Raw genomic sequence first — 15231 nt, 5'->3', positions numbered from 1 at the left:
CTCCCTAATAAGGGAGCTTCACCTAGCTATTAAGTCACTGAAAATTATGTCTAAGATATTTACATATCACCACCCAATAATTGAAGACTTTCCGCTTTCTGACTCCCTTGCATCATTAAGAGCAATTCGTTACAGTTTACGCGCAATCCCGAAGGGATTGCCGGGCGTGGAAACCCGAAAACACCTACCTGGTGATAACTCTTGTTATCGCCCTGATCTGCCGTACCTCATGCATGGGTCTTTTGTTGCATGTGATTCAATGGCAGCTCAGGTGAGGCAGCCTTCGGGCTGGCCGGATCTGGTAGGCCGGCATTTCCACCCTTGTCTGGGCTGCCACCAATGAGCGTGGAAACTCTGGTGGTGGTTAATTTTCCCTACCAGGAGAACATGATTATGTTTTCTTCACTCGCTTCATTGAAATCTCGCCTTGCCCATTACTGTTATACTCCCATCCCCTCCGACGACAACGACGAGTTGATTCAGATATTCAATATCAACCGCCAGCACTGCGGTATTCTGCATCAGGAATGTTTCGAACGCTGGTTAAACCATGCAGAAAGCTGGCGAGAACGCTTCCCCGAAAAGTCACTTTCTCCCCACGATAACGCCTCTCTCCGTCTTGCCCTCGAAATCCTTAGCAGCCATGCCCTCAATCAGTCAGAAATCATCAGCACACTAACCGAAGGGGATTTTTATTCTCCCGGCGGGCTACGTCATATCCGTCAACTCTTGGCCTCTGTGGTGTACGGATTTGCTTTCCGGCTAGCCGAAATTCGTATCGCCAGCGCGTACCAGGAAACGGGAGGTAGTCTTTTTATGCTGACTGAATCGTTGCGCCAGCTTGCGGACAGCATCCTTGCTGACCATCGACATCACCGCCCCGTGGAACGTTGTCAGCTGGACAGTGTGGCGATGTCACTCACCGTAATACAGATCCGCCTGGATGAATGGCTGCGGCAGCCGGATAAACTTCTGCGGGATGAGTCGGTGATAAACGAACTCTGTGCCGTCAGTAATGCCATGAAATCGCTGCTGCTGGATATTGCCAGAATGCGCAGTGGTTGCTGGCAGCAATAAGGAGAACATCATGAATCTTACACCGGATAAACCTACAGCCAGAGATCTCCTGGACCGCTGCCGTATCCTGACGCATTCCATGCTTGAGATCGATGAGCATGGCCCCAGCTATGTCCTGCTCCTGATCCTCGCTGATCAGCTTCATTTGCTCTACGAAGCGTTTAAAGAAGCCGAGGAACTGGAAATGCGGCGTGAAAAGCTGCCGGAATAATGACAGAAAGAGTAAGTACTGCCAGTTAAGGTGAGCAAAGCGGTAAGTTCACCTTAGCTGTATTGAAGGCAAAGGGAATGGCATTAAGGGGGAACGGCTCTGCCCGAAAAGGCCAAAAGGCCGCCTGCGCCAGCTGCCTGGTGATAGTTAGCAAGAACTTCTGGCGAAAACAGTATCAGTCCCCAAAGGGCATAATGCATCATGTTATCGCGTGAAAGATAAAACCATTAATTATCAATTAATTAAATAATATCATTGCTTGATCATTGCACCCAGAATGCTATGTTTACAGCAATTGACGCAGTCCTGGGACTGCAAAAAGAGCCCTCAGGCGATACATGCAAAAAGGGCAGTTGCCGAAAGCAACGATCGCACGCACCTGAAGTTTTTCAAGTATGTCTGCGCCAAAACGGTGACAGATCCCAGCAACAATAATCTGCTAGTCCTGCGCCCAAAACGCTGGAATTCGCCCGACAAACGCCAGTGTATCTGGCCGGGGCGTCACTTTGGATGCGCCTGATGCACAAAGTGACGCCGGCTCACTCCGCTGCGCCAGCCCCGAAATTTCAGGCACGCCGCTCTATTTTTACCTGCTGAAGACGGCCAGTACGTGCGTCAATCGTTACAAAAAGGAGGAATGAGCAGTACCGGAGGCGGATCACGACGATCCGGGGGCATCCCTGCTGACGCAGGCGGCCTGCACATCGTGCAGCACCGTACCCCGCCATACCTCAACTTTCGCCTTCCGGCGCACCGGTATTGTTCAGCATGGCGCAGCTTTCTGTGCCGTACATTCACCACGCGCCGGAAAAATGGAGTAAGCCTGTCACTGCGGGGGGAGGTCTGCATGTCACGTCTGGCGCAGGATATGAAAAAACTGGCGCACCGCGCGGGTGGCAGCCATAAAACAGTCCACGACCGCGAACAGATGGCGCAACGTTTTGCGCATCATTTGCTGGCGCAGAATATCCAGATAACCCGAACCGACCATATTAAGGCCAGACATATCACAGGCTATATCAACGAACGACTGGCGCAGGGCATTTCCCCGCGTACCTTACAGAATGAGATGGCGATGGTGCGCTCTATTCTGGCTGAAGCCGGGCGTACACAGCTCAGCCAGTCAGAATTAATCAGCAACCAATCGCTCGGTATCAGCGGTGCCTGCCGCGACGGGACACATCGGGCTATTCCGGATGCGTTTTACCAGCAGGTGCTGGAGCGGATACAGCAAACCGACGCTGGTCTCGCGGCCAGCCTGCAACTGGCAAGGGTGATGGGCCTGCGTGGTCAGGAGGCAGTACAGTGCTGCCAGTCACTGAAAACCTGGGATAAACAGCTGGAAAAAGGCGCTGAACGTCTGCCCGTGATCTTCGGTACCAAGGGCGGACGACCACGCATGACGCAGGTGACGGACCGGGAAGCGGTTCGTCAGGCGGTGAAAGAGGCACTGAATATTGCCGGAGAGCGTAACGGATATCTGATTGACAAGCCGGATCTGAAATCCGCGATGGACTACTGGCACAACCATCTCCGCGATGCCGGGTTGACGGGTGAATACTCTCCCCATTCCCTGCGCTATGCCTGGGCACAGGATGCGATTCGCTATTACGAGGAGCTGAGACTGAGCCACAAAGAGGCACTGGCAGTAACATCGACAGATTTGGGGCATGGAGATGGTCGGGGACGCTTTATTGCTCAGATATATAGTAGAAGATAGTTATCATATTTGTTGATATATTCTTTGACACGTATAAAATGTCACACATAATAAACATTTAAATTTTTGGAATTAGCAATGGCCGCAAATAAAAATCAGCACTATGTGCCGCAATGTTATTTGAAACGTTTTTCAAATACATCATCATTGGCATCAATATGTCTTTATAATATTGATGGCATGAAGTTAATCCCTCAAGCTCCAATAAAAAAACAATGCTCACAAGATTATTTCTATGGGGAAGATTTAAAATTAGAGAAAGCCCTACAACCATTTGAAGGGAAATACTCTAATCTAGTCAAGCAAATAGCTTCCCAAGGATATTTTTTAAATGAAAAGGATAAGTCTTTTTTGTTAGATTTTTGGTTACTTCAGCACTTGAGAACTGAAGCTGCATCAAAACGACTGGTAGAAATGTCTGAAGGTATTGTCGAAGTAGCAGGGATAGAGGACTATAAATTTCAGATCAAAGATGCAGTCCAGCAATCAATGAAATCATTTTTTGATACACGTCATCATATAAATGATTTGAAATTATGCTTATTAAGAAATAAAACACAAAAAGTATTTTACACCTCTGATGATCCAGCGATACTCACAAATCACTGGTATTTTCATGATGCACGAGCGAAATTCCAATCCTTTGGACTTGCATCCGCTGGGGTATTATTGCTTCTGCCATTGACACCATATATCATGATGATAGCCTATGACCCAAATGTTTATAATATGGCTGAATCTCGAGGATGGGTAAATATAAAAAATAAAAGTGACATTGATGCCTTTAATTTATTCCAGCTAATTAATTGCCACAGCAATATTTATTTAAATAATTCTAATGACGAAGAAAATTTATACAAGTTATATCAAAAAATTAAAGCTATAAGACCCACTGTGAAACACAAATTTAATTATGCTGTTTTTGACACCTCGGATGGAAATTATACACGATATAAGGCAATCCCCAAAAGTGAAGTTCTTGAACGACAGGAAGATACATTAATACATTATCAACCAATCCAAGTCTCACCTCCTGAATGGCCTTCTCAGATTTTATGGAGAAAGAAAGGTTTTGTATACACTAATGATACAGGTGTTGGTTATGTGAGATCTCCTTACAGTACTCCATCATCAATAAAGCCATTCTATAAAATTCTTTCAGGAATGTAATAAAGCCATTATTCATAATAAAAATTGTGTGTTCATTGCCAAATAAAAGCAATACCCAATTAGAACAACAACTAGAATTAGGGGAATGGAGCAAAGGCGTTTCCCCTAATCAAACTTAATTTTAACCTGTACTATTATATTTCTACACAAAAGCTCATCAACCCCAACTACCCTTTATCCGGGTGTTATATTGGCCATGACTCGCAAACAACTGTTTTGGCAGACTGGGACATCGCTTCTCAATGTGAAGAGTTGTTTGGTGTACATCTTAGAGAAGGACATCTCAGATTTTGATGGCATCATTTCCGATTGTTACCTTTATGATTCAATCCACAATGATCCGTCTCTTTTATCCCTCCCCTACAAAATCAATCAGTTATGACACTAATCGCATTGCAGCCATACTAGGTAACTATGGCACAGATTCAGGACGACCTCTACCATCAATAATACTTGTAAATACAATAAATTAATTCAGAGCGGTACAGGCGGCACAGTAAAAATGCCATTTATTCATTTTTTAATTCATAAATTATTTTCGTTCAGCATATTCCCATGATGAAATGTATATTTCCTGGTTGGCATCCAGGTAATTTGCCCACCACTGCATCATGAGCTTTCGCTCTTCCATCATACGGGCTTTGTGGATATAGGCTGCGCGAACTGGGTTCCTTTCCTGATGACTCATTTGCCGCTCAACCGCATCACGACTCCATAAGCCCGACTCAACCAGGGCGCTACAGGCCATTGTGCGAAAACCATGTCCGCATACTTCTTTTTTGGTGTCATATCCCATCGTTCGCAACGCTTTATTGACCGTATTTTCGCTCATTGCTTTCATTGGATTATGATCGCCAGGAAAAACGAGTTCCTGCTCACCGGTTAACTCAAACAACTCCTCAAATAATCTCACCACCTGGCGAGCAAGCGGAACGACATGCTCCGTTTTCATTTTTGCTCCCCGGTAAGAAAAACGATCTCCAGCCAATGGTTCACGTACTCCGGGAATAGTCCAGATAGCCTTTTTAAGATTAATTTCACTCCGGCGTGCATAACGTAACTCGCTGGAACGAATGAACAGCCGGAAAGCTATTTGCACGGCAAGTTTCGTTAGTGGTCGGCCACGATACTGATTTATACGCGTCAGAAAATCCGGCAATACCGTGAGTTCTAATGCCGGGTGGTGGTTCGGGGCTGGGAGTTTGACTGCGCCTGTCAATTCCTGGGCAGGGTTGTACTCAATGTATCCCATCTGAACGGCGTAGCGAAGAATGTGATTGAGGCGCTGCTGGATCCTCAGAGTAATATCGGTTAAACCCTTAGCTTCAACCGTCCTCAACAACAAAAGCAGATCGCGAGTTTTGATATCAACAACGCTGCATTGTCCCAGTACAGGAAAAACATGATTCTCCAGACTACGGAGTACATCCTGCGCATGGTGCGGATCCCACCGCTTATTCGATTTATGCCATGCGCGGGCGATATCTTCGAATGAGTTATTCCCGGATTCGGCGCGCCTGGCTTCTTCCCGCGCCACAACAGGGTTTGTTCCTTCCCTTATCAATTTGCGGGTTGAGTCTCGTTTGTTTCTGGCTTCCGCAAGCGTGACCGATGGATAAGGCCCAAAACCTATCCGGCTCTCTTTTCCCTCAAAACGGTATTTGAGATACCAGTGTTTGGTTCCGTTTGGCTGGATCAGAAGATAAAGCCCCTGGTAGTCAGCCAGCTTCCAGGACTTCTCTCGCGGCTTAGCTGCGCGAATAGCGGTGTCTGTCAGCATCATGGTGGTCACGCCCAAAATCGAACCGGATTGACCCCCACTTTGACCACCAAACCGATGCGATGTCAAGAAACAACCTGAGCAATTATTAAGCAACAACGCTTCGTAACTTACTGATTTTATTGATGAGAGAAGAGTTATGAAATGTCATGAAGAGATGAGATGGTGCCGATAATAGGAGTCGAACCTACGACCTTCGCATTACGAATGCGCTGCTCTACCAACTGAGCTATATCGGCCCTGAGAGGGGTTCACGAACGTGAAGCACGGTGTAGAAGGTTAAAACTATCAGGGTGATGCGTCAATGGCCTTGGGAATCAAATGGCTACTTTTGCATCACCCTTTGTTAGTTACGCACGAATCGTATCGTCGCCGATGCCGATCCATTTGTAAGTGGTCAGCGCTTCCAGGCCCATCGGACCGCGGGCGTGCAGTTTTTGCGTGCTCACCGCCACTTCCGCGCCCAGGCCAAACTGGCCGCCGTCGGTAAAGCGGGTGGAAGCATTCACGTACACGGCTGACGAATCCACTTCGTTGATGAAGCGGTCGGCGTTGCGCAGAGTCCGGGTCAGAATCGCATCCGAGTGCTGGGTACCGTGCTGGCGAATATGGGCGATAGCGTCATCAATACCAGCAACCACCTTCACGTTCAGATCCAGCGACAGGAACTCGTCGTCGTACTGCTCTGCTTTCACTGCCTCAACTTTCGCCGGACCATTTTTCAGCAGCGTTATGGCGTTGTCGGCCGCATGCAGCGTTACACCACTCTCTGCCATCTGCTTACTCAGCGCAGGCAGGAAGCTATCGGCAATGTTCTGATGAACAAGCAGCGTCTCGACGGTATTACAGGTGCTCGGGCGCTGCGTTTTGGCGTTGACGATGATTTTCAACGCCGGAGCAATTTCAGCACTCTCGTCGACGAAAATGTGACATACGCCAATCCCACCGGTGATCACCGGGATCGTCGACTGCTCGCGGCACAGCTTATGCAGACCTGCACCACCGCGAGGGATCAGCATGTCGATGTATTTATCCATGCGCAGCATTTCGCTGACCAGCGCGCGATCCGGGCTTTCAATCGCCTGTACCGCACCAGCCGGCAGACCGCACTCTTCCAGCGCCTGCTGGATCACTTTTACGGTGGCAGCGTTGGTGCGCCAGGTCTCTTTCCCGCCGCGCAGGATGGCCGCATTGCCGGTTTTCAGGCACAGCGAGGCGACATCCACCGTCACGTTCGGACGAGCTTCATAAATGACACCAATAACGCCAAGCGGCACGCGGCGGCGCTCAAGACGCAGACCGCTGTCGAGCAGCCCGCCGTCAATCACCTGCCCTACCGGATCCGCCAGGTTGCATACCTGACGCACGTCGTTTGCAATGCTCTGCAAACGCGCTGGGGTGAGCGCCAGACGATCGAGCATCGCATCGCTCAGGCCGTTGGCCCGCGCTTCGGCGAGATCCTGCTGGTTGGCATCGAGGATAGTCTCAGTCTGTGCTTCCAGATAATCAGCAATTTTTTCCAGCACCCGATTTTTCTCGCGGCTGGAGAGTAGCGCCAGTTGGTAAGATGCCGCTTTGGCGGCGATCCCCATTTGTTCCAGCATGGTGGTCTCCTTAACGGGTGATCATATCGTCACGATGTACGGCAACCGGGCCGTACTCGTAGCCAAGAATGGCGTCAATCTGCTGCGAATGATGTCCCGCAATGCGGCGCAGCGCATCGCTGTTATAACGGCTAACGCCGTGGGCGATGTCGCGGCCTTCAAGGTTACAGATACGAATCACTTCACCACGGGAGAAGTTACCTGTCACGCTTTTAATTCCTTTCGGAAGCAATGAGCTCCCACGTTCCAGAATTGCGCTGGTTGCCCCTTCATCGACGGTGATTTCACCCGCCGGCGGTGCACCAAAGATCCAGCGTTTACGGTTTTCCAGCGGAGATGCCTGAGCATGGAAGCGGGTACCTACAGAAACCCCTTCCATCACATCACCAATCACCCCAGGGCGACTCCCGGCGGCGATGATGGTGTCAATGCCCGCACGGCAGGCAACATCGGCGGCCTGCAGCTTGGTGCCCATACCGCCAGTCCCCAGGCCAGAGACGCTGTCTCCCGCAATAGCGCGCAGCGCGTCATCGATACCATAAACGTCTTTAATCAGCTCCGCCTGCGGGTTGTTACGCGGGTCGGCGGTGAAAAGGCCCTGCTGATCGGTCAGCAGCAGCAGTTTATCGGCACCGGCGAGAATGGCTGCCAGTGCGGAAAGATTGTCATTGTCGCCAACTTTGATTTCGGCAGTAGCAACCGCATCGTTTTCGTTAATCACCGGAACGATGTTGTTGTCGAGCAGCGCGCGCAGGGTGTCACGTGCGTTGAGGAAACGCTCGCGGTCTTCCATGTCGGCTCGGGTCAGCAGCATCTGGCCAACGTGAATACCGTAAATAGAGAACAGTTGTTCCCAGAGCTGAATCAAACGGCTTTGCCCTACCGCCGCCAGCAGCTGTTTGGAGGCAATCGTCGCGGGCAGTTCAGGGTAGCCAAGGTGCTCTCGTCCGGCGGCAATCGCACCGGAAGTCACAATTACAATACGATGCCCTGCGGCATGCAACTGTGCGCACTGGCGCACCAACTCCACGATATGGGCGCGGTTCAGGCGGCGCGATCCGCCCGTTAAAACACTGGTGCCCAGTTTTACCACCAGCGTCTGGCTATCACTCATGATTCTCTGCCGTTCACAATAAGAGGAAATTTGATGTTGAAGTGACGTTTTAACAGGTGTCAGGCCGCTTGCCAACTCCCACGGCACAAGGCGTAACACTTTATTGCGCGGGATCAGCAAGCCTGCCTGCAACATTTGACATTTTTATGACAGAAACATGAAAACACAGTTTTTTAAAATTATTCTTACTTTGTCATAAAACTTTCATTTCAGAGGGTTAAAAACCTCTCTGTTTTTCACGGGACAGAGATCCCACGAATATTAGCGCGTTTGAAAACTCGGGAATGAAAATGAAAAAAAGCACACTGGCATTAGTGGTAATGGGCGCAATGACCTCTCTGGCTGCCCAGGCTGCAGAAATTTATAACAAAGACGGGAACAAACTGGATCTGTACGGCAGGGTTAAAGCTGAGCACTACATGAGCGACAACAATGCTGTCGACGGTGACCAGTCTTATATCCGTCTGGGCTTTAAAGGCGCGACCCAGATTAACGACCAGCTTTCAGGTTACGGTCAGTGGGAATACCAGGTTGCCGCAAACCGTGTGGAAGGCGATCCGAATACCGCTAAAACCCGTCTGGCGTTTGCTGGTCTGAAAGCCGGTGACTACGGTTCATTCGATTACGGTCGTAACTACGGCGTGCTGTATAACGTCGCCGCTTACACCGATATGATCCCAGAATTCGGTGATGACTCCTTCGTTAAAACCGACAACTTCATGACCGGCCGTGGTAACGGCATGGCGACCTATCGCAACAACAACTTCTTCGGTCTGGTAGACGGTCTGAAGCTGGCGCTGCAATATCAGGGTAAAAACGAAAATGACGCCCGCGCCGCCAGCAAAGCGAACGGTGACGGCTTCGGTACTTCTCTGAGCTACGACTTCGGCGATTCTGGTTTCACCCTGGGTGCTGCCTATGCTAACTCCGACCGTACTCAGGCGCAGGAAAGCCAGCGTCTGGGCCACGGCGCCAACGCCGAAGCCTGGACCACCGGCGTAAAATATGATGCTAACAACGTCTACCTGGCCGCTATCTATGCGGAAACCCGCAATATGACGCCAATTTCTGGTACCGCTTCAATTAACGGCGTAAATACCAGCGTGAGCGGTTTTGCGAATAAAAACCAGGCATTCGAAGTGGTCGCCCAGTACCAATTCGACTTCGGCCTGCGTCCGTCCATCGGATATATCCAGTCCAAAGGTAAGGATATTGAAGGCGTTGGCGATGCAGACCTGGTGAAATACATCGACGTCGCGGCAACCTACTACTTCAATAAAAACATGTCAGCGTTTGTGGATTACAAAATCAACCAGCTGAGCGATGACAACAAACTCGGTCTGAACAATGACGACGTGGTGGCATTAGGTCTGGTTTACCAGTTCTAATTTCCGCCATAAAAAAAAGCCCTTCTGATGAAGGGCTCTTTTTATTTTATCTTCAGGCCGAAAGCCTGACGGCTTCTTCGTTAAAATCATCCGCAGGTTCGAACTCAAGGCCCAGCCCAGCCAGCAGCTCTTTAACACGTTCATGGAACGTGCGCCGCGTTAGCTCAAGCTTCTCAGTCACTTCGCTGTCCTTGATAACCGTCGGCTGCCACTTGCCGTCTTTGTCATAAAGACCGAACTGGTAGCTGTAGGTAAAACGCTTTTCCTGCGCTTCCATAATCATCCACCAGCCCCAGAATTCACGCTTTTCCGGAGCCGGTTTAACATTTACACATACAGCAAGGCAGTCGAAAAAAAAGCGAGTATCTTCACACTGTTCTTCGCGAATATAAGGGCCAAGCGCAGCAAATTTCTTGATCAGTCTACTTTTCGGATGTCCACTCGGTAACGTCATTGCGATCTCCTTTAGTGATGCAACTGTTTTACCAAATCAATAAAATTTAGCAATATATTAACTTAATTGCCGGTTGATCCATGTGGCAATTTCCTTCAAAGCTTTGTCAAAATTGCGATACACCGGATTAAACGGAATCGATAATAATTTTCCCTCGGCGGATGACGAGGTGATTAAACGCGATTCCTCTTCCGGGCTGAACGGGTCGTTCTGCCAGAAGCCGGAAAGCATCGGGGTTGGACAACGGCGTCCCAGCAATCCCTGGGTTTTCAGGGAGTAACGGTTTAGCTCGACGCGCAGCGCCTCATCCGAAGAATCGTGCATACCCAGCCGCGAGGCCAGTACGTCGAGGTACATCTCCGGTACGCTGCCCTGACGCGCCGGATCGACCAGGAGATGATGTACGACCGGCCCAAGACAGGCGACGGCCCGCAACCGGGAGGATTCCAGATAAGCCAGACGCACCGCAATATTCCCACCAAAGCGGAAACCAAACGCCGCCACGCGGGTATTATCGACCCAGGGAATATTCGGCAGTGACTTCAGTACGTGCTGGTGCAGAAAACTGGAATCCTGGGTGAGTTTCCACTTTGACGAGAATCCAATTGAAGGCATATCGAGCGTCAGCATCGCAATACCCAATGGCGCTAAATAGTTCTCGTAGAGGTTGTAATAATCGCTCTGCAGAGCATCAAGACCACCGCACATCAGCACGGTTGGGAATGGTCCTTCGCCGCCGGGCATATGTAAGAAGCCCACCACGGATGGGCCATCCGGAATGGTAAACTCCAGTTCACGAATGGTGCCAGGCAAACGCTGTGCCGCCTCTTCAAAAGCACGGTTAGCCAACGCCTGAGCCTGCTCGGCCAGGTCATCGCCTTTAAGGTGCGGATAAGCGGCAATACTATAAAGCTTGGAGGCGTGCATCCAGTGGCGCCCACTCAGCTTTTCATCCGTCTCCTGGCAGGCTTTTTGCTGCCAGAGCATCGCCTGTTTCGCCCACTCGTAGATCCAGTTGCCACCACGGTAACCCACAACCGTGTCGTAGAGCTCAGGATCGGTGCGTTCGGCATCACTCATGACGATACGCGACTGCACGTCAAGAATCTCCTGCGGAGAGACGCCGCGCCAGACCCACATCAGGCGGTTGACCATCCGATACCAGTGCGGGGTGCTCTGGCCTTCCAGTGCCAGATGCATAGCGGGTTGATGGTCGCGATGCGCTCGACGGACCAGAGTAGATGTTTCCGGATGCTTGAACCGGGGTTTGAACAGGGTTTCGCTGAGGTTAGCCTCTGACATCGCGCAGCCTCCATGAGAACGATACTGCCCTTATTGTAACCTGCCCGCGCCCAAAATGAATAACGCCCGGCTAAACCGGGCGTTATTTTACAAAATACGTTGGCGATTAACGGCCAGAGATTGGCGGTACGAAGACTACGCCCATATCCCACGGCTGTTCAATCCAGGTATCCTGAGGGATATCAATCACATAATCGTCTACCAGCGGCTGACCAGCCGGTTTAGCAAAAATGGTAACGAAGTGAGCTTTTGGATACATTTCGCGGATAGCGACCGCAGTGCCCCCCGTATCAACCAGATCGTCGATAACGATGAAGCCTTCACCGTCACCTTCAGCGCGCTTCAGAACGGTCAGCTCACGCTGATTGTCGTGGTCATAGCTGGAGATGCAAACGGTATCCACATGACGAATTCCCAGCTCACGGGCCAACAGGGCGCCTGGTACCAGACCACCACGGCTAACGGCAATAATGCCTTTCCACTGTTCAGCGGGCAGCAGGCGGCTTGCCAGCTTGCGGGCGTGAATCTGCAACATGTCCCAGGTGACGACGTATTTTTCGCTCATGTCATATATCCCAGCCTGTCTAATACGGCTTAAAAAGTGTTCGAGGGGGAAAAGGTTGCGCGAGATTATAGAGATCTGGCGCACTAAAAACCAGCGTTAAGCGGCGGAGCCTGCTCTTTTTGCATGCCTGGCACTACCAGAGCAGGCAGAAAGTGGTATTCTCGAACACCATCTCGCAAGCACTGCTTGTGTTGAAAATGAATTAGCTAACCCTTTACCTGCAAGCGACTTTTGCAGAATGCCGTAAGGAGACTTATCGTGTCTGAACTGTCTCAATTATCCCCGCAACCGCTGTGGGATATTTTTGCCAAAATTTGTTCCATCCCGCATCCGTCCTACCACGAAGAACAACTCGCAGCGCACATCATGGGCTGGGCGAAGGAAAAAGGCTTACACGCAGAACGCGATCAGGTTGGTAACATTCTGATTCGTAAAGGCGCGACCGCAGGTATGGAAAACCGTAAACCGGTCGTCCTGCAGGCGCACCTCGACATGGTGCCGCAGAAAAATAACGACACCGTTCACGACTTCACTAAAGACCCGATTCAGCCGTATATCGATGGCGAGTGGGTCAAAGCGCGTGGCACCACCCTTGGCGCAGACAACGGTATCGGCATGGCTTCTGCCCTGGCGGTACTGGCTGACGACGCCGTTCAGCACGGTCCGCTGGAAGTGCTGCTGACCATGACCGAAGAAGCGGGCATGGACGGCGCGTTTGGTCTTCAGCCGAACTGGCTACAGGCCGATATCCTCATCAACACCGATTCCGAAGAAGAAGGCGAAATCTATATGGGTTGCGCCGGTGGAATTGACTTCACCTCTAACCTGACGCTGAACCGTGAAGCGGTACCGGCAGGATTCCAGAGCTTCAAACTGACGTTAAAAGGCCTGAAAGGCGGTCACTCCGGCGGTGAAATCCACGTTGGTCTGGGCAACGCCAACAAGCTGCTGGCGCGCTTCCTGGCCGGTCACGCAGAAGAGCTGGATCTGCGCCTGGTCGATTTCAACGGTGGTACCCTGCGCAACGCTATTCCGCGTGAAGCCTTTACCACCGTTGCCGTTCCGGCAGATAAAGCCGATGCACTGAAAGCACTGGTCAGCACTTATCAGGACATCCTGAAAAACGAACTGGCGGAAAAAGAGAAGAATCTGGTCGTGCTGCTGGAATCCACTAGCCACGACAAAGCGGCGCTGACTGCGGCTTCTCGTGACGGATTTATTCGTCTGCTGAACGCCACACCGAATGGCGTTATCCGTAACTCCGACGTAGCGAAAGGCGTGGTGGAAACCTCCCTCAACGTCGGCGTTGTGACCATGACCGACAGCAACGTTGAGATCCACTGCCTGATCCGCTCGCTCATCGACAGCGGTAAAGACTACGTGGTCAGCATGCTGGATTCTCTGGGCAAACTGGCGGGTGCCAAAACCGAAGCGAAAGGCGCGTATCCTGGCTGGCAGCCGGACGCTAACTCTCCGGTGATGCATCTGGTACGTGAAACCTATCAGCGTCTGTTCAACAAGACGCCGAACATCCAGATTATCCACGCCGGTCTGGAATGTGGTCTGTTCAAGAAACCGTATCCGAACATGGATATGGTTTCCATCGGGCCAACCATTACTGGCCCGCACTCTCCGGATGAGCAGGTTCATATCGAAAGCGTTGGCCAGTACTGGACGCTTCTGACTGAACTGCTGAAGGCGATCCCGGCGAAGTAAGCCATTACGTAGCGTACCCGGCAGCATTGTCGGGTGCGCTGCGCTTACCCGACCTACAGTCCAAGCACCAGCTGGCGCTCCATTTGTGGATCCAGCAGCGTCACGTGCAATCCCACCAGCCTTACCCCCCTGCCGCTTCTTCGTTCCTGCCAGGTGTTATACGCCGTAGCAATTAAATCGGCTTTGTTAAGCTTCGGCCAGACGTGTTCCTGGGTTGTGAGCTGGAAATCGTTGAATTTAAGTTTGATCCCCTGACGAGCAATCAGCAGATCCGGTTTCACCTTCGCCAGCCGACGCTCCAGCTCAGGGTACAGCCGTTCAATGATGGCTTCACACTCTGCCCAGTCGTGAATATCTTCTATCAGGGTACGCTCTACGCCCACCGATTTACGCAGGCGCTCACTGCTTATCTCACGCTCATCGATCCCCTGGCTGCGCTCCCACAGCACCCGACCAAACTTGCCAAAACGCTTGAGCAGCATGGCGAGATCGCTTTTCTGCACATCTTCGCAGGTACGTAGCCCCATACTTTCAAGCTTTGCGGCGGAGACTTTCCCGACCCCGGGGATCTTTGCAAGCGGCAGCGTCTTCAGAAAGGCCGGGACATCGGCGGGGGTTATCACATACTGGCCGTTGGGTTTGTTGAGATCGGAGGCAATTTTAGCGAGGAATTTAACCGGCGCGACGCCCGCCGAAGCCGTCAGCTGCAGCTCGTTGAATATCGTCTGGCGGATCTCCTGGGCCATCAGCGTTGCCGAGCCCAGGCAATGAACGCTGTCGCTGACATCAAGATAAGCTTCGTCCAGCGATAAGGGCTCGATAAGCGAGGTGTAGCGGGAAAAGATTTCGCGAATATGCACCGAGGCTTCTTTATAGGCGTCGAAGCGTCCTGGCAGCAGCGTGAGATGTGGACACAGCTTCAGCGCCATCGCCGTCGGCATGGCGCTGCGTACACCAAATTTCCGCGCCGGGTAGTTGGCGGTACTGATAACCCCCCTTTGTACCCGACTGCCGCCAATGGCTATCGGGATGTCGCGCAGGGCTGGATTATCCCGCATTTCAACCGCGGCGAAAAAACAGTCCATATCGACATGGATAATTTTGCGCATTGTTAGCCCTCACCCACCACT

13 protein-coding genes and 1 tRNA gene are annotated in these 15231 nt (G+C 51.2%); 6 read left to right on the top strand and 8 right to left on the bottom strand.

Features of this window, described 5'->3' with window-relative positions; all coding sequences use genetic code 11:
* Window positions 1-339 precede the first annotated feature (339 nt).
* The 4 genes from C7387_RS20205 (at window position 340) to C7387_RS20190 (ending at window position 4178) form a co-directional block, all read left to right on the top strand.
* Window positions 340-1077: a hypothetical protein gene (locus C7387_RS20205; protein ID WP_120817351.1), complete on the top strand. Its 738-nt coding sequence runs from the start codon at window positions 340-342 to the stop codon at window positions 1075-1077.
* 10 nt (window positions 1078-1087) lie between these two features.
* Window positions 1088-1288 carry a hypothetical protein gene (locus C7387_RS20200; RefSeq protein WP_120817350.1) on the top strand — a complete coding sequence of 67 codons (201 nt, stop codon included), beginning with the start codon at window positions 1088-1090 and terminating at the stop codon, window positions 1286-1288.
* A gap of 847 nt (window positions 1289-2135) precedes the next feature.
* A complete protein-coding gene (locus tag C7387_RS20195) occupies window positions 2136-3008 on the top strand; it encodes an integrase domain-containing protein (protein WP_120817349.1) in 873 nt (290 codons plus the stop codon).
* Between the two features lie 78 nt (window positions 3009-3086).
* Window positions 3087-4178, top strand: coding sequence for a DUF4238 domain-containing protein (locus C7387_RS20190; RefSeq protein ID WP_120817348.1), 1092 nt, complete (start codon window positions 3087-3089; stop codon window positions 4176-4178).
* A gap of 532 nt (window positions 4179-4710) precedes the next feature.
* On the opposite strand, the gene C7387_RS20185 is transcribed toward C7387_RS20190, so the two are convergent.
* The 4 genes from C7387_RS20185 to proB form a co-directional block, all read right to left on the bottom strand.
* A complete protein-coding gene (locus C7387_RS20185) occupies window positions 4711-5961 on the bottom strand; it encodes a tyrosine-type recombinase/integrase (protein ID WP_120817347.1) in 1251 nt (416 codons plus the stop codon).
* A gap of 160 nt (window positions 5962-6121) precedes the next feature.
* Window positions 6122-6197, bottom strand: a tRNA-Thr gene (locus C7387_RS20180).
* 111 nt (window positions 6198-6308) lie between these two features.
* Entirely contained in the window at window positions 6309-7562 is a 1254-nt protein-coding gene (proA, locus tag C7387_RS20175) for a glutamate-5-semialdehyde dehydrogenase (protein ID WP_120817346.1), read from the bottom strand.
* Window positions 7563-7572: 10 nt separating this feature from the next.
* A complete protein-coding gene (proB, locus tag C7387_RS20170) occupies window positions 7573-8676 on the bottom strand; it encodes a glutamate 5-kinase (protein WP_038254119.1) in 1104 nt (367 codons plus the stop codon).
* Between the two features lie 290 nt (window positions 8677-8966).
* Here proB and C7387_RS20165 point away from each other — a divergent pair, with 290 nt between their 5' ends.
* Window positions 8967-10064: a porin gene (locus C7387_RS20165; RefSeq protein WP_038254117.1), complete on the top strand. Its 1098-nt coding sequence runs from the start codon at window positions 8967-8969 to the stop codon at window positions 10062-10064.
* Window positions 10065-10116: 52 nt separating this feature from the next.
* On the opposite strand, the gene crl is transcribed toward C7387_RS20165, so the two are convergent.
* The 3 genes from crl to gpt form a co-directional block, all read right to left on the bottom strand.
* Window positions 10117-10518: a sigma factor-binding protein Crl gene (crl, locus tag C7387_RS20160; protein WP_038254115.1), complete on the bottom strand. Its 402-nt coding sequence runs from the start codon at window positions 10516-10518 to the stop codon at window positions 10117-10119.
* 57 nt (window positions 10519-10575) lie between these two features.
* Window positions 10576-11820, bottom strand: coding sequence for an esterase FrsA (gene frsA / locus C7387_RS20155; RefSeq protein WP_006818614.1), 1245 nt, complete (start codon window positions 11818-11820; stop codon window positions 10576-10578).
* 106 nt (window positions 11821-11926) lie between these two features.
* Window positions 11927-12385 carry a xanthine phosphoribosyltransferase gene (gpt, locus tag C7387_RS20150; RefSeq protein WP_038254113.1) on the bottom strand — a complete coding sequence of 153 codons (459 nt, stop codon included), beginning with the start codon at window positions 12383-12385 and terminating at the stop codon, window positions 11927-11929.
* A gap of 258 nt (window positions 12386-12643) precedes the next feature.
* Between gpt and pepD the strand changes: the two genes are divergently transcribed.
* Window positions 12644-14101, top strand: coding sequence for a cytosol nonspecific dipeptidase (pepD, locus tag C7387_RS20145; protein WP_038254111.1), 1458 nt, complete (start codon window positions 12644-12646; stop codon window positions 14099-14101).
* A 53-nt stretch (window positions 14102-14154) separates the two neighbouring features.
* On the opposite strand, the gene dinB is transcribed toward pepD, so the two are convergent.
* Window positions 14155-15210: a DNA polymerase IV gene (gene dinB / locus C7387_RS20140; RefSeq protein WP_006818611.1), complete on the bottom strand. Its 1056-nt coding sequence runs from the start codon at window positions 15208-15210 to the stop codon at window positions 14155-14157.
* Window positions 15211-15231: the final 21 nt, after the last annotated feature.

This window comes from Yokenella regensburgei (assembly GCF_003634235.1).
GTDB lineage: Bacteria > Pseudomonadota > Gammaproteobacteria > Enterobacterales > Enterobacteriaceae > Yokenella > Yokenella regensburgei.
This window is presented reverse-complemented; position numbering and strand designations above follow the sequence as displayed.

Excerpts from the sequence above, each read along its gene's own strand:
- dinB (WP_006818611.1), bottom strand. The coding sequence starts at position 15,210 with ATGCGCAAAATTATCCATGTCGATATGGACTGTTTTTTCGCCGCGGTT.
- C7387_RS20200 (WP_120817350.1), top strand. The coding sequence starts at position 1,088 with ATGAATCTTACACCGGATAAACCTACAGCCAGAGATCTCCTGGACCGC.
- proA (WP_120817346.1), bottom strand. The coding sequence starts at position 7,562 with ATGCTGGAACAAATGGGGATCGCCGCCAAAGCGGCATCTTACCAACTG.
- crl (WP_038254115.1), bottom strand. The coding sequence starts at position 10,518 with ATGACGTTACCGAGTGGACATCCGAAAAGTAGACTGATCAAGAAATTT.
- frsA (WP_006818614.1), bottom strand. The coding sequence starts at position 11,820 with ATGTCAGAGGCTAACCTCAGCGAAACCCTGTTCAAACCCCGGTTCAAG.
- C7387_RS20185 (WP_120817347.1), bottom strand. The coding sequence starts at position 5,961 with ATGATGCTGACAGACACCGCTATTCGCGCAGCTAAGCCGCGAGAGAAG.
- C7387_RS20195 (WP_120817349.1), top strand. The coding sequence starts at position 2,136 with ATGTCACGTCTGGCGCAGGATATGAAAAAACTGGCGCACCGCGCGGGT.
- C7387_RS20190 (WP_120817348.1), top strand. The coding sequence starts at position 3,087 with ATGGCCGCAAATAAAAATCAGCACTATGTGCCGCAATGTTATTTGAAA.
- gpt (WP_038254113.1), bottom strand. The coding sequence starts at position 12,385 with ATGAGCGAAAAATACGTCGTCACCTGGGACATGTTGCAGATTCACGCC.
- proB (WP_038254119.1), bottom strand. The coding sequence starts at position 8,676 with ATGAGTGATAGCCAGACGCTGGTGGTAAAACTGGGCACCAGTGTTTTA.
- C7387_RS20205 (WP_120817351.1), top strand. The coding sequence starts at position 340 with ATGAGCGTGGAAACTCTGGTGGTGGTTAATTTTCCCTACCAGGAGAAC.
- C7387_RS20165 (WP_038254117.1), top strand. The coding sequence starts at position 8,967 with ATGAAAAAAAGCACACTGGCATTAGTGGTAATGGGCGCAATGACCTCT.